The following is a 16,482-nucleotide window of genomic DNA, read 5'->3' as shown; positions in this document are numbered from 1 at the left end:
TTTATGAAAGTTGGGATTATAGGTACGCGTGGCATACCAAATTATTATGGCGGATTTGAGCAATTTGCGCAATATTTAGCAAAATTGTTAGTTGAAAAAGGACATGAGGTAACGGTTTATAACAGCCATTATCATCCTTATAAGGGAAACGAATGGGAAGGGGTGAGGATTATTCATAAGTTTGATCCTGAGCAAAGAATTGGAACCATTGGTCAGTTTTTTTATGATCTTAATTGCATTTTAGACTCCAGAATACGAAATTTTGATATACTACTTCAGTTAGGATATACCAGCAGTTCAATTTGGGGTAGGTTATTCCCGAAAAAACATTGTAAGGTTATAACCAATATGGATGGTCTTGAATGGAAACGGACAAAGTACTCTAAACCGGTACAACGATTTTTGCTTTGGGCTGAATGGTTGGGGATTAAATATAGTGATGTCTTGGTTGCTGACTCAATTGGAATTAAAGATTATCTATTCAAGAAGTATCATGTGGATTCTTTTTATATTCCATACGGTGCCGAACCTGTGTCGACATTTTCAACGAGTGTTTTAAAAGAGTATTCTTTAAACTCATTTGGATATTCGATGTTACTTGCTCGTTTAGAACCGGAAAACAGTATAGAGATCATTCTTGATGGATTACATAAATCCGATACTAAAGAAGAATTTTTGGTGATAGGAAATAATACTACAGCGTATGGTACTTATCTTAAAGCTAAATTTAAAGATGACTCAAGAATTCGGTTTTTAGGTGGAATTTATAATATGAATAAGTTGAATAGTCTTCGTCATTTCGCAAAATTGTATTTTCATGGTCATACCGTTGGTGGCACAAATCCAAGTCTATTGGAAGCTATGGGTTCAAAAGCCTTAATTTGTGCCCATGACAATATCTTTAACCGTTCTATTTTAGGTAATGAGGCTTGGTATTTTAGTTCTTCTAGAGATGTTTCGGAGTTGTTGAATAAAGAGAGCTATCCTCAAAGAGATCGTTATATTGACTTAAACTGTCAGAAAATTAAAGAACTGTATGGGTGGGAGAGGATTGTGTCACAATATGAAACTGTTTTTTATAATGCGATTCGTTAACAAATGAAATGAATTTTGAGATTGTTTTTTTTATGAATAAACCTTGCAGAGTTTCATTCGGCAGATCAACACACAATATAAATAGCCCGATTATTGGAAATGGATTTCTGTTTTGATGATGTTATTGAGGTTGTCAGGGGTGTAATAGTCTTATATTAGGTTGATTTTGGATTGTACATTATGTGATTTTATTTGACTTTTGGATCACTTTTAACTGTCTCCCTCTATACGCCTACACGGTAAATAAGGGTTCCACCTGCATTGCTCTCCTTTTTTTTACCACCCTTTCAACCGTCCTATTCCGACGGTATACAATATCAAGTGTGAAAAAGAAAATATCACAGTTGGTTTTGTGGTATTTTGTAATGACATTAAATCTATTGGTCCACAATTACAAAAAGATCAATAAGAGTCGGCGTTTTCCTGACAATATCACCCGGATTTAAGAGATTCCGGTAGAACTTCTGAAGTTACAACACCCGGGGCAGCCATATCGCGCCTGGGTGTTTTTTTATTTTAGCCATACGTTGTAGACCGACTGCTTACGATGAGACTACTTCCAGAAGTATTTTACATTACCCATTCATTTTTGTGGAAAGAATAAGTGATACGAGTTCTTTCTGCTTCGTTGCATCGGGTATCGTTTTACAATTATTCTGGCTATCCCTTTGTATTCGGGCATTTAGATGGTTTTCCGAACGTTGCGCCCCAAGGGGCGGGTCATCATCCCCAAGGGGCGAATAATCATCCCCAAGGGGCGAGTCATTATCCCCAAGGGGCGAGTCATCATCCCCAAGGGGCGGGTCATTATCCCCAAGGGGCGAATAATCATCCCCAAGGGGCGAGTCATTATCCCCAAGGGGCGAGTCATCATCCCCAAGGGGCGGGTCATTATCCCCAAGGGGCGAATAATCATCCCCAAGGGGCGAGTCATTATCCCCAAGGGGCGAGTCATCATCCCCAAGGGGAGAATCCTTATCCCCAGGGGGCGAAGCCTGTGCCCCAATGGAATTATGCCGTGCCCCAAGGGGCGCAAGGCCTGCCCCAGAGGGATTGTTCCGAAAGCCTACGGGGCAGCTCTAACCCCCTGGGGGATATAGATGCGCCCTAAGGGCAGTGAATAACAGTTCTGATGGTTTTACTTCCTGAATTTCCGGATTTTCTTAACAATCTCGCTCTTTTTGCCATATAGACCGGAAAGAAGATCGGCCATATCGGAAGCTTCCATGTAAGCCTCATCCAACAAATCATTGGCATGGGTTGTTGCCTCTATGGCCTTAGCTGCTGACGCTTGCTGCGCAATTTCGGCCTTATTAGCGTTTTCTTCTTTTGTTTTTAATGATTCGATTTTGTCGGCAGGATCGAATCCTTTTTCTGTCATGGTCGCTTGTTCTTCCTCCATGAGTGTGATCATTTGCGAAACGAAATCACGTTTCCCGGCTTCATTCATTTTAGACATAATATTTAATTTTAAGATTGGTAATGTGATTGTAATCTTGAGTTTAGAGCGGTCAAAAGCTTACAATCGATTATAAAACAAAATATTCTGTTAATATGGCTGTTTCAATTCTTCCGGACTGTTATAATTTTTTTGTATTTCTTCGGGAGTTTTCTTTTCTAAATTATTTTATGCCCACAACTTGAAGCAATTCGAATAGTTGACGATTGCGGGAAACCTTCCACTTCGGTTCTTTAGACTAATGCCAATGCTTTAATTGCAACTGGCTTGTCCATAACGTTATTCTTGTTTACAGCAAAAAAAGTTTTTGTATTTATATAGACCTTTGGTTCCGTAAAACAGACAATGAATTTACTAAATTTTCGATATTTGTCAATAAAGTCAAACAAAAGTTACGAGCAGTTAAAGGGTAAAAGACCGTTTTTAAAGTCTGATTTCTGCGTTATGCTTGCTTTTAAAATGGTGAATTATGGGAGCCGGTCCATATTCTGCGGGCGGCGCAGGTTTTGAATTTGAGGCTTTAGTGAAAACGGTCTCTTTGTTGCCTCAATAATGGCGGTGTTTAAAGAAGTGTCTTTGCCCCATAAGTTGCTCCATTTTGGAGTCTTACAGAATCACGTGTGAATTGATTGATGCAAATGTCATGTGAAAAATAAAAGTCCCCATGTGAAAGTGTTTTTTCACATGGGGTTTTTATTGGTGGTATATCCTTCTTTTTTCGGATAACTGCAAAATGGTTATTTTTTCTGTGCATGGTTGAATCGTACGTCGGTTATCTCTTTGCCTTTCTTTTTTTTGCGTACTCAGAAGGCGAAACACCAAACTGACTTTTGAAGCAGGTGCTAAAATAAAAGGGATTATTGTTACCAACTTTGAATGCCACTTCTGAAACATTTAATTGAGTCGTTTCCAAAAGCTCTGCTGCTTTTTTCATCCTGAGAACCCGTAGGTATTCGTTGGGAGTAAACCCGGTTATAGATTTTACTTTTTTATAAAACAGGGTTCTGCCCATTGACATATTTTTGTAAAAATTATCTATTGAAAATTCTGCATTATCAATGTTTTTTTCAATTATGATGTTTAGTTTCTTTATAAACTCATTATCTATATTGACCGATAGTTGAGGGTCGATGGCTAACCCCGGTTCTTTTGTGAATTTTCGTTGTAATATTTCCCTTTGTTCTAAAAGTTTAATAATTCTGGTTAAGAGATACTGAGAATTAAAAGGTTTCGTAAGGTAGGCGTCGGCGCCCGATTCAATGCCTTGTATTTGATGTTGCTGCGTAGTATATGCGGTTAGCATAATAACGGGGATATGGCAGGTTTGGAATTCCGATTTAATTTTTTTTATGACTTCATAACCATTCATTTTTGGCATCATGGCATCGCAAATAATGAGTTTAGGATTGATTAATTTACATTTGTTTAATCCCTCAAGACCATCTGCCGCAGTCTTAATATCAAAGTATTGAGATAGATAGTCAGAAAGAAAGTCTGACACATCATTATCATCTTCAATAATTAATATTTTATAGTTCTTGTATTTTTCGTTGATATCAATACGGCTGTTATAATGAATGTTGGTATCTGTATTTTGAGCCGGATGTTCATTAAATGTGTTGACGTCAGTCGTATCTGTATTTTTCGGATTCAGTATAAATTTGTCTTTTAATATGGGTATTGTCACAACAAATGTAGCACCTCCGTTAGGGGTCTCTTTATATTTAATATTTCCTTGATGTATTTTAATTAATTCGTATGAATAGTTAAGTCCAATGCCGGTTCCTGAATCGGAAGGTTTAATTTGTTTAAATCTGGTAAAGAGAGAATGTTGTTCTTTAGGCGGCACCCCTTCGCCATTATCTGAAACGCTGAAGATAAGGTGTTCTGATTGTTGATTAATGTTTATATCAAGTTTTATAGAACCATTTTGTGGCACAAATTTAAATGCATTAGAGAGTAAATTATAGATGACCTTTTCAATTTTATTACGGTCTAATGGCATTTCAAATGCATTTATATTTGAAGTAAACAGGTATGATACGTTTTTTATTTTGGCCGTATCTTCAAAATGTTGATATATATCTTTAAAAAAAGCAATTACTTCGGTTTTTTCAGTGTCTAATTTTATATGGCCGTATTGTATTTTTTGGTAGTCCAATAATTGATTGATAAGTCGCAACAATCTGTTGGAACTTTTTTCAAGATATGATAATTGTTTTTTTATGTGCTTGTCAATATTGGGAGTTGTTGAGATATTATCGATGGTTCCTTTTATTATCGTTAACGGAGTTCTGAATTCATGAGAAATATTGGTGAAGAATTGTAGTTTATACTCTGTAACTTGTTGTTCTAATTTTACCGCAGTATTTAATTTATACATGCGTTTATTAGTTCTTATAACAATAATAATAATGCCTGAGAAGAGAATAAAATAGAGTATTATAGCTTGCGTTGAATTCCAAATAGGTTGGCTGATTAAAATTTCTAATTTGGTTTCGCTTTGTTCCAGATCGCGACCAACGTTATTGGCTTTTACTCTGAATGTATATATCCCAGGCGGAATGTTTCTATAGGTAGCCTCATTATGTTGAGTTAAGGAATTCCAGTTATCTTCATAGCCATCCAGTATGAATTTATATCTGTTTGAAGGTTGATAGTTTAGAATCGAAAATTTAATATTGAAGGAATTTTGGGTGTATTTAAGATTTATCTTTTTTGTATCTGATATTGATTCTTTTAATGGAGAGTCTTTTTGTCCCGGATGCATTTTAACGCCATTTATTTTTAGCGCTGTAAGTATCACATTTTCTTTTTTTGACGGGTGTTTTAGGTCGTCCGGATTAATTGTATATAACCCATCATAGCTACCCAGAAGTATTTTGCCGGAAAGACTTTTAACGATTGCCGATTCGCAGAATAAATCTCCTTCCCATTGCGTTGACAGATGATAATTATCAAAACATTCATTTTCAATATTCATGACGGAGATTCCCGATTCGGTTGAAATCCATAATTTATTATCGTCTTCAACAATACCCTGAACAATATCATTTATAAGCCCATTACTTGTTGTATAATGTTTGAATCGTATATTTTTTAATTTTTGATCCTTTATAATCCTGTTTAATCCACCTCCTGATGTTCCGACCCATAAATTGCCTTTGCTATCATTAAAGATTGTTTTAACCTCATTGTTGTTTAACGAAGAGTCATTGTTTGCATCAAAATGGAAGTTTTTTATGTTTGCTTTATTAGTCAGCAAAAGATCCGGGTTAAAAACGGTGATACCATTATTTCCTCCTAACCATATTAAACTGTCCCGATCTTGTTCGATTGTTCTGATCCGGTTTTGATATTTTTTCAACGTCGGAAACTCCTGTAGCGTTAATTTGTCGTTATTAAATCTTGCTAATAACAGGCCATAGCCAAATGTCCCTAACCACATTCTTTGCTGGTTGTCCAGATAGGTTGCATAGATGTTGCAGGCTAACGGATTTAATTTCCTGAAATTTTCATTAAAGCTGTAAAAAGAATGATATTCATTTTTCTTAAAAATAAGTAACCCATTTCCTTTGGTCCCGATCCATTTATTGCCATAGCTATCTTCGGCCAAAGTATATGGCATGCCAACTTTCAGTTGATGCTTTGCTATCAGAGAATAATTTTCATCGTATATGTATAAAGTGCCATTTTTAGTGCCAATCCAAATATTTTTGTCGGAATCCTCATATATCAGTCGGATAATTCTATTTTTCGATTCTGTTGTTCCCGGATAAAAGGATCGATATTGATTATCTGTGATTGTTATTTTTGATACGCCGGAGTATTCAGTTCCAACCCATATGTTTCCGCATCTATCTTCAGTTACTGTTAATAGGTTATTTGTTCTTAAAGCACCATTGGGTTGATTCTTGTTATTTGTGAAATGATGTATGTTGTTATTGTTTTGGTCAATCGCAAATAAGCCATTTCCATAAGTCGTTATCCATATTATATTTCGGGAATCATGAAAAATGGAATACCGTTCCATATCAATGTTCCTAACGGTTGAAGAAGGTATTAACGAGTAGGGAATAAATTGATTTAATTTTTCTTTGTATTGCCAAATGATCCCTGTTTTATTGTATATCCAAATATGTCTTTTATTGTCGTATTGAATAAAAGCATTTTTTAAATCTTTTTGATCAAACAAATTACGCGCTGATTTAAAAGAAGAATTACGCGTATCCAGAATATACGTATCATTATTTGTTGTTATAAGTATGTTGTTATCAGACAAACGTGCCGTGTTGTGTATGCTTCCGTTTTGCGCGTTAAAATTGTGTGGAATTTTACTAATTATGTCTTTACTGAATTTATTTATTTTGTAAATTTTATTGTTATTGGTGAACGCGTATATGGTTGAATCCAATTCAATTAAAGAATGAAAATTTACATCAGTTATTATTTTTGTAAGTTTCTGCTTTTGGAGAATAAAAAGATTAGAATTGGTTCCAATCCATATTGTACCGGATGCATCTTCAAAAACAAGATTTACCGAATAATCATTTAGTTCTCTGAATCCATAAAAATGAGTCGCAATTCCTTCCGAAGTGTGCATCGCTCTTAAACAGCCGGTTTTATTTCCCCATAACCAAACATCTCCACTACTGGCAAATAAGATATGTTTATGTTGAGTACTCCAAGGGTGAATTGCAATAAATTTTTGGGTTTCCGGATCGTAACAATTTATATTGTCTATGTTGGTTCTAATCCATAAATACCCAAAAGAATCTTTATGTATTTTTTTTATTCTACTATCCGAAAGTGTGTTTTTTATACCATATTGTGGGTGTAGCCATATAAACTCGTTACCATCGTATCTGTTTAGTCCATTTAACGATCCAAACCATAAAAAGCCTTCTTTATCCTGTACAATCGTATTTATCGTATTTTGTGATAAACCGTCTTTTGTTGTATAGGTTTGAATACTAAATGTATTTTCAGCTTTTATTTGCGAGAGCACGAAGCAACATATAGTAATGAATAAAATTTTTTTCCCCATTACGATTTTTGATATCGAGTTATGATTGAAATTGATTTACGGCTGATGACTTTTCCCGGGTGGCAGGTCTGTTTTTGGCAAAAGTGATGCAATTTTATAAAAATGCTTTTTATAAAACTACTTTTCATACACCCAATTTCGGGTAAAACCAGTCTCTTGTTAAATATCATAGAAGCCGGATAATGTGGGTTTCTTTTTAATGTTGTCAGTTTCTGCTTTGTTGTATGTTGTCCAATTCAAGGCGTTTATGGTGATGTTTGTATAGAGTTGTATGGTGGTTCAATCTCTTTGTGACTTTAAATAGCAAGCCGGTATGGAGCGATGTCTATTCAGATGTTGCCCTACACACGAAACGAGTCAAGGGAGGAATTTCGCTTCTATGATTTTTGATTTTCAAAAGGAGAAGAATCGTTCTAGCGAGTTTTATATGTCAAAAAAACAAGTTATAAATAAATATAACATATTACACTGAAAATTAATTTTTGTTGATTTTCGGAAGTTGTAAAAGTTTGTAATAAGGTAATGGTGCATCAAAAAGTTAAAGACAGATGCAAATTAATGTATTTTTTTATAAAAATTATCGGAGGATAATATGAAAGGTGTGTAAGCTTAGTATTTTGTTTTATTGGAGATTGCGCGTCTGTGTACAATATTGTATGTACAATACTGTATCATTATGGATTCATTTGTATTTGAAAAACGCCTGGTAGATCTACTTTTGGTTTTATTATTAAATGTTAATTCGAAAAGTTAGTATCTAAATTTTAAGGTTTATGAAAAAAAGTCATGCTATTGGGCGTTGCATAATGTTATTCTTCATCTTTTTTGGATGTAGTTTTTATGCAAGTTCTCAGATTAACGTAAAAGGGACCGTAACTGATGGTTTGGTTCCAATACCCGGAGTTACAATATTGGAAGAAGGTACAATGAATGGTGTCTTATCTGATATGGATGGGAATTTTAGTATAATGGTTCAAAATAAGGAATCAAAGATCGTTTTTTCATCTATTGGTTTTATTTCTCAAACAATACAAGTTGGAGATAATAAATTCCTTAATGTTAAATTGTTAGATGAAATTTCAGAGTTAGATGAAGTCGTTGTTATAGGTTATGGTATTTCAAAAAAGAGAGATCTGACTGGTGCTGTTAGTTCTGTTAAAGGCAGCGATTTGACCTCAGTACCTGTAACCACTGCAGCGCAGGCTATTACCGGTAAAATTGCAGGGGTTAATGTTGTTACTCAGAGTGGCGCTCCCGGGGCAGATGTAAATGTGGTTATTCGGGGTGGTACTTCAATAACGCAAAGCTCTTCTCCTTTATATATTGTAGATGGGTTTCAGTTTGAGGATGGATTGAAAAATATTGATATTAATGATATCGAATCCATTGATGTAATGAAGGATGCATCTTCAACTGCTATTTATGGGGCCAGAGGATCAAATGGTGTTATTATTATTACAACCAAATCCGGCAAAAAGGGCAAAACAGAAGTTAATTATAATACGTATTTAAGTTTTGAAAAATTAGGGTCTAAACTCGATCTGTTGAATACTCAGGAATATGTTGAATATCAGTATGAATTTCAGACCTTAAATGGACAAATAAATAGTTGGGCGAAAACTTATGGTGGAGATATAAATAGCTCCGATTTCTATTCAGGTGCCTATTCAAGAATTGCAGGTCAATACGCAGATGTTGACCCAATCGATTGGCAGGACGTGGTTTTTGGTGGTACAGCCACCATGACAAACCATAATGTAAATATTTCCGGTAGCAGTGATAAAACTCAATATCTGTTGAGTTATAATTATGTGGGACAGGATGGTTTGTTGGATAAATCTGGATATACCAGAAATGGGATTCGAATTAAACTTAATCATGAATTGAATGATAGAGTAAAACTTACTTTCGGATCTAGTTTTATGGGAACTAAGTTAGATGGAGGCGGTTCTCTCGGTGGCCTGTTAAAAATGTCAATATTACAACCAGTTACCGGCGGTGTTCGGTATACCAATGATGAATTGATTCATACGGACATTAGTGAGGATATGCAAAATATCGATTCACAATATGATATTTATAATCCGCTTATTACCAATGATGCTGTTACCCAGGAAAAATATACGCGGTTAATGAATCTAAATACCGCATTTGATGTTGATATTACCGATAATCTGGCTTTTAGGACAGCAGGTAGCTATCTTTGGCAACAGGTTAGAAGTGATTATTGGGATGATGGACGTACCAAAACGGCTCAGAATAATGGTGGCCCTTATGGAAGCCGTAACAATAGTGAAAAATTAAGATGGCAGGTGACCAATACTTTGAATTGGAAACATGCTGTTTATGCGCATAAGTTCAATCTATTATTAGGTCAGGAAACTTATTATAGTGAGTCAATGAACCTGAATAATACTTACTATGAATTTCCTGATAATAACTTTGGTCTGAATGATGTTAGTATGGCCGGACAAGTATTTTCATATCAGTCTGGTAATAGTAAAAATGGGATTGTTTCACTGTTCAGTCGGTTAAACTATAACTTTAGTGAGAGATATTTATTAACAGCTACCGTTAGAGGCGATGGTTCTTCAAAATTTTCGAAAGGAAATCAGTGGGGCTTTTTCCCATCTGTGTCTGGTGCATGGAGAGTTTCAGAAGAAGCTTTTATGGACAATGTTACACTTATCAATAACCTGAAATTTAGAATAGGTTATGGTACTACCGGTAACTGTGATATTGAGAATAATATGTATGCGACCGATTATAATTCAGGATATTATGCTATCGGTAAAAAGCAAGTGTCAACACTTAAGCCTGGAAGTATTGTCGGGAATCCTGATTTGAAATGGGAAACAACAAAGTCAACCAACGTAGGTATTGATGTTTCACTTTTTGATAATCGCATTAATTTAACATCTGAGTTTTATAACAACGTTTCGGATAACTTATTAATAAAAAATGCAATTCCTACATCTACAGGTTATAGTTATCAATATCAAAATATCGGATCTATAAGAAATCGTGGTTTCGAGTTTGTATTGAATACTTCTAATATCAGAAACGACAATTTTATCTGGACGACAGATTTTAATATTTCTTTTAACAAATCAAAAGTGTTGAGCATTTACGGAGATGATGATGATGATTATTTCCTGCAAAATTATGATTCCAGAATCGATTTTCGTATCGAGAAAGGTAAACCTTTAGGTGAGTTTTACGGATATAAGTACGATGGTGTATATACGACGAATGATTTTACGCAAAATACTGATGGAACGTATTCGTTGAATGATGGTGTCGCTAGTTTAAAAGGGAAGGTACGTAGTTCTATAAAACCAGGTGATGTTAAATATTTAACCACAGCCGGTCAGACGGATGATGATGGCAATCCTGTTTGGTCAACCGATGACCGAAGCGTAATTGGAAGTGCTGAACCTTTGTTTACAGGCGGTATGGTAAATACTTTTGAATATAAGGGTTTCGATTTAGGGATTTTCATGAGTTTTTCATACGGTAACGATGTGTTTAACATGAACTCTCAACGCTTTATTGGCCCTTATTTGCCGAACCAGAGCTCTTTAGACGTAATGGCCGATCGGTTTGTTTTAGTTGACCCCGCAACAGGGCAGGAAACGACTGATTTGCAGCGGCTGGCAGCTTTGAACCCCCAGCAAGGTAGCAGTGATGCTATGTGGAGCTTAAATCCTGATAATAAGATTGCTATTACAGATGCGTTGGATTATTATATAGAGGATGGGTCTTTCTTACGTTTAAGTACAATTACATTAGGATACACTTTGCCGGCTTCTGTCACGCAAAGGTTCAGAGTGCATAATTTAAGACTGTATTGTACTTTGAACAACATCCACACTTTTACAAATTATTCCGGATATGACCCTGAAGTTTCAGCAACATCAAGTCTTTTGACCAGAGGTATTGATAATTCAGCTTATCCAAAAGCAAAAAGTGTTGTTGTAGGTCTTAACCTTACATTCTAATTCTCTTAAATTTAAAGTTATGAAACGAGCCATGGGAATTGATTCACACACAGAAGTATGATTATCCTGGCGAGTTCCATATGGCAACTGAGAAACAAATTATAATTATATGAAAACAAATAGAATACAATATATCTTGGGATTACTGGTGCTAAGCTTAATTGCTAGCTCCTGCGAAGATTGGTTGGATATGCCATCAGAATCGAAATTTGATAGTAGCAGTGTTTTTGAATCAGTAGGTAAAGCTGAAATGGCTGTATTGGCTTGTTACACTAACACCTTTAACCGGGAAATGTATTATCAGTTGGGAATGGGAACTGATGAGTGTATTTCGACAGAGGGAGATACAAATTCAAAAAATCAAATGTCAAACTATGTCTATACCACATCAAATATTCCTACTTCTACATACAATGCTTTGTATACAGGTATTGAATATGCTAATGTCTGTATCAAAAAGTTGACTGCAATGAGAGAGGCAAGTAGTGAGTCTGATCAAAAACGAATAGACTATTTACTGGGTGAATCTTATGCGATACGGGGTTTGAATTATTTAAATATTGTCCGGTTTTTTGGAGATGTCCCTTATCCTACGAAACCAGTGGAAGATCTTGATACTTTTATTTCGTCAAGGGTTCCTAGAGATACAATATACGATGGGATCATTTCTGATTTACAAAAATCAGTCGATTTATTGCCCTGGTTGAGTGAAGGGGTATATACAACCCCAGAGCGCTTTACTAAAAATGCTGCGTATGGTATTTTGGCCCGCGTTGCCTTATATGCTGCCGGTTATTCGCTGCGTTGGGATTTAGATACTTATGCCCCCGAAAGCGTTGAATTGGCTCAGAGAAAAGATGAAAGTCGAATTATCGAATTATATCAAATTGCGTCAGATGCTTGTTCAATGGTAATGCAACAAAATGAGAATCATTTAGTTGCCCGTTACGACGATGTGTTTCGAAATTTAATGACAGGCACCTATAACGAGGAGTCAATGTTGGAATTGGGACAATATGGCGCGAATGTAAATGCCTATAGTATTGGCTATACAAATGGGATCTATTCGCATCCAAATTCACTTTACGCCAAATCAAAACCGGCAATGCATGCAATCCCATCCTATTATTTCGATTTTGAGGATGGTGATACCCGTCGTGATGTTACGATTTGTAATTACGACATTAATTCAGATAATGTTAGAAAACTCAGTACTTATGCCGGTTTCACAATTGGGAAATTCAGGGTTGACTGGACGCCGGAGCTGGGTGTTAAAGTAAATAAGCGAAATATTAATTGGCCTGTGTTACGATATGCAGATGTGTTGTTAATGTATGCCGAAGCAGAAAATGAGTTATATGGTGCCCCAACTGTCGAAGCAAAAAATGCTTTGAAAGAAGTTCGAATGAGAGCGTTTAATAATGATGAATCAAAAGTTGGGGTTATCCCGGCCGATTACTCAGATTTTAGGAAAGCTATTATTAATGAACGAAAGCTGGAACTTGGATTTGAAACTTTGCGACGCACCGATTTGGTTCGGTGGGGAATCCTTTATGAAAGTTTAACTGAGGCAAAACAAAAAGTAATTAGCATTGCAAATCATTCAGGCGATTACGCTGATATTGATTTGTACAGAGCTTATCTGCCTGTAGCTGCTACTGAGTTTGAAGATCCTGTTGTTGCGGAAGATTATGTTGGGTATAATACTGAATTGTCAGAGTCCGAAATTGCAGATTTGGAATCTCAGGGATATGTTGTTGTTGATATGTTTAGTGATGATGATCTTTCGAATTCTAAAATTTATTCTGCTGATCAGGTGTGGATCGAATCATTGTTCCGCGGTCTTGAAAAAGAAAAAGTAGAATTATTGCCTTTAAATCAGAAGATGATTGATGTTAATCCAGGTTTAGAAGGTCAACAGCATCCACTTTATTAGATTATTATGCGCTTTTGGTTAATCATATTTATTTCAATTCTATGTGGCCAGTTATTTGGTCAAACATTGTCATTTCCCACAGCTGAAGGCTGTGGGAAATATACTGCCGGAGGTAGAGGTGGTAAAGTTATATATGTTAGTAATCTGAATGACTCCGGACCCGGTAGTTTTCGAAATGCAATTGAGCAAAAAGGTTGTCGAACCGTATTGTTCTCTGTTGACGGAACCATTGAGTTGAAGTCTAAGCTTGTAATAAATAATGATAGTATTACCATTGCCGGGCAATCTGCGCCTGGCGATGGTATTTGTATTAAAGGTTATCCATTATATATCAATGCAAATAATGTGATTATCCGATATCTCCGTTCTCGGCTGGGGGCGGGCAACAAAATAGAAGATGATGCCATGGGCGGACGAGACATCGAAAATTTAATTCTTGATCATTGTTCTGTTTCATGGTCTGTTGATGAGTGCTTGTCTGTTTATCGTTCAAAAAATGTAACAGTGCAATGGTGTATGATTACCCATAGCCTTTCAAAATCGATACATTCAAAAGGGGCTCATGGATTTGGTGGTATCTGGGGAGGGGCTAACGCCTCCTTTCATCATAATTTAATAGCGAATCATAGCAGTCGAAACCCAAGGTTTGCATCAGACGGTTATGGTCCGGTCGATTTTAGAAACAATGTGGTTTTTAACTGGGGATACAAAGCGGCATATGGTGGAGGTCGTGGAGGAAAAATAAATTTTGTAGCCAATTATTACAAACCCGGACCTGCAACAGCTGAATATATAAACGCCACATTTTACGAACCGGCAGAGGATGGAACAACGTCTTTATTTATTTCAAATAATGTAATGGTAGGGAGCGATTCTGTTAGCAGCAATAATTGGTTAGGAGTAGGGACTAAAGATCCTGTTGTAAAAATGAATGCGCCATTTAAACTTGTTGAAATTAAAGAAGATACACCCGGAAAAGCTTATGAAAAGGTCTTGAAATATGCCGGTTGTAGCTTAAAAAGAGATAGTTACGATAGTCGTATTATTGAGGAAGTTGCCACTGGAAACGTCTCAGGAGGAAAAACATTTGGAGGTGGAAATAAAGGTATTATAGATTCGCCGGACGATGTGGGAGGTTGGCCTGTGCTAAAAAAGGGCACGCCGGAAATTGATGGCGATATGGATGGTATGCCCGACGACTGGGAAAAGGAGCATGGGTTAAATGCATTGTCAGACCTTGATGGGAGTTTATACTCATTGAGTAAGTATTATACTAATCTGGAAGTTTATTTAAACAACATTATTAAAGACAGTGAGCCTGGCCAAACGGTGCTAAAGCCATCGGTAAGTAAAGAAATTACGAATCGTTATCCGCAGGATAAAATATCAGATTTTAGCAATCGTCTTGAACCTGAAGGCCGGATTTTAGAAACATCGGGATACTATGTGTGGGGATGTACACCCATATATGACGAAAGAGGTCAGGTACATGTGTTTTATTCTCGTTGGCCAAAGAAATATGGCATGGGAGGCTGGATTCATAAAAGTGAGATTGCCCATGCGGTTGCTGATAAACCGGAAGGCCCCTATACATTTGTGGAGACCGTTTTAGCGCCGAGAGAGGGGTATTTTGATGCGACCACTTGTCATAATCCGCATATTAAATATAAGGATGGTATGTATTACCTTTTTTATATGGGAAACTCAGATAAAACAGTATTTACCAAACGGATAGGATTGGCAAAAGCAAAGTCATTAAATGGACCATGGACGCGGTCAGATGAACCCATTCTCGACGCAGGGAAGGAAGGACATTGGGATGATTGCTGTACAACAAATCCGGCGGTGGTGTTTTCTTCAACAGGGAAATGTTATTTGTATTATAAATCCTGGAACGCTAACAATTATAAATCTGAGACAGGCGCAGTCAGAGGAAATCGAAAGTATGGTTTAGCCATCGCTAAAAATGCAGAGAGCAAATTTAAACGATACCGTGGAAATCCAATCATTGATCTGTCATTACAGCCCGGAAATAAGCAGGTTGAAGATGCTTACGTCTTTATGGAAAATGGCGTGTTTAAAATGCTAATGAGAGACATGGGATATTTTAATCATGATGTAGGTTTAATTTTTACGTCTGATGATGGTATCAACTGGTCAGAACCGAAAATTGCCTGGTTTGAAGCGAATGCTTATATTGAAGAACCGCCTGCGCCAAAGCACCTTAAACGGTATGGCCGTTTTGAGCGTCCTCAACTTTTATTAAAGGAGGGTAAACCAGCTTACTTGTTTAATGCTATGCAAGGTGGAAAATATGAAACATCATCAGGTTTTGTATTTAAGATTAGCGAGAAATCTAATGTGCTTGAAAAAAAATGTGCAAATTCAAGTCTTTTGAAGTTCGAAAAATGTGATTTAACTTCCGTAAATGACCATTTGAGGGACGGGCATAACGCAGAAGCATGGCTTTTCTTGCAGGCACTATTTAGTCCCTGTGCATCAAGTGAAGTGTTTGAGCAATAAAGTTCAAATTCAAGGCTTGCGCCGCTCGAAAAATGTGAGTTTACTTTCCGTAAATGATTATTTTGGGTACAAGCGTAACGCAGAAGTCGGGACTTTATAGCCGGACACGATAAAGTGGTCGTGCATCAAGTGAAGTGTTTGAGCAATAAAGTTCAAATTCAAGGCTTGCGCCGCTCGAAAAATGTGAGTTTACTTTCCGTAAATGATTATTTTGGGTACAAGCGTAACGCAGAAGTCGGGACTTTATAGCCGGACACGATAAAGTGGTCGTGCATCAAGTGAAGTGTTTGAGCAATAAAGTTCAAATTCAAGGCTTGCGCCGCTCGAAAAATGTGAGTTTATTTTTCGTAAATGACCATTTTGAGAGCAAGCATAACGCAGAAGTCGGGACTTTATAGCCGGACACGATAAAGTGGTCGTA

The 16,482-nt window shown here is 36.5% G+C and carries 6 protein-coding genes; 4 read left to right on the top strand and 2 right to left on the bottom strand.

Features of this window, described 5'->3' with window-relative positions; all coding sequences use genetic code 11:
- Positions 1-3 precede the first annotated feature (3 nt).
- Positions 4-1,095: a DUF1972 domain-containing protein gene (locus tag ACT3CD_RS04880; RefSeq protein ID WP_444643471.1), complete on the top strand. Its 1,092-nt coding sequence runs from the start codon at positions 4-6 to the stop codon at positions 1,093-1,095.
- A gap of 1,138 nt (positions 1,096-2,233) precedes the next feature.
- Here the strand turns inward: ACT3CD_RS04880 and ACT3CD_RS04875 are convergent.
- Together ACT3CD_RS04875 and ACT3CD_RS04870 are read right to left on the bottom strand one after the other, a co-directional pair.
- Positions 2,234-2,554 (bottom strand): hypothetical protein, encoded by a 321-nt coding sequence (locus ACT3CD_RS04875; RefSeq protein ID WP_444643469.1) that lies wholly within the window; start codon positions 2,552-2,554, stop codon positions 2,234-2,236.
- A gap of 772 nt (positions 2,555-3,326) precedes the next feature.
- The gene (locus tag ACT3CD_RS04870) at positions 3,327-7,601 is read right to left on the bottom strand and encodes a hybrid sensor histidine kinase/response regulator transcription factor (protein WP_444643467.1); all 4,275 of its coding nucleotides are present in this window, start codon (positions 7,599-7,601) and stop codon (positions 3,327-3,329) included.
- A gap of 773 nt (positions 7,602-8,374) precedes the next feature.
- On the opposite strand from ACT3CD_RS04870, the gene ACT3CD_RS04865 reads away from it, so the two are divergent.
- The 3 genes from ACT3CD_RS04865 (at position 8,375) to ACT3CD_RS04855 (ending at position 16,061) form a co-directional block, all read left to right on the top strand.
- The gene (locus ACT3CD_RS04865; protein ID WP_444643465.1) at positions 8,375-11,602 is read left to right on the top strand and encodes a SusC/RagA family TonB-linked outer membrane protein; all 3,228 of its coding nucleotides are present in this window, start codon (positions 8,375-8,377) and stop codon (positions 11,600-11,602) included.
- A gap of 109 nt (positions 11,603-11,711) precedes the next feature.
- Positions 11,712-13,538: a RagB/SusD family nutrient uptake outer membrane protein gene (locus tag ACT3CD_RS04860; RefSeq protein WP_444643463.1), complete on the top strand. Its 1,827-nt coding sequence runs from the start codon at positions 11,712-11,714 to the stop codon at positions 13,536-13,538.
- A gap of 6 nt (positions 13,539-13,544) precedes the next feature.
- A complete protein-coding gene (locus tag ACT3CD_RS04855) occupies positions 13,545-16,061 on the top strand; it encodes a hypothetical protein (protein WP_444643461.1) in 2,517 nt (838 codons plus the stop codon).
- The last annotated feature ends 421 nt before the right edge of the window (positions 16,062-16,482 follow it).

It is taken from the genome of Geofilum sp. OHC36d9, from assembly GCF_052400685.1.
Taxonomy (GTDB): domain Bacteria; phylum Bacteroidota; class Bacteroidia; order Bacteroidales; family Marinilabiliaceae; genus CAZHHH01.
This window is presented reverse-complemented; position numbering and strand designations above follow the sequence as displayed.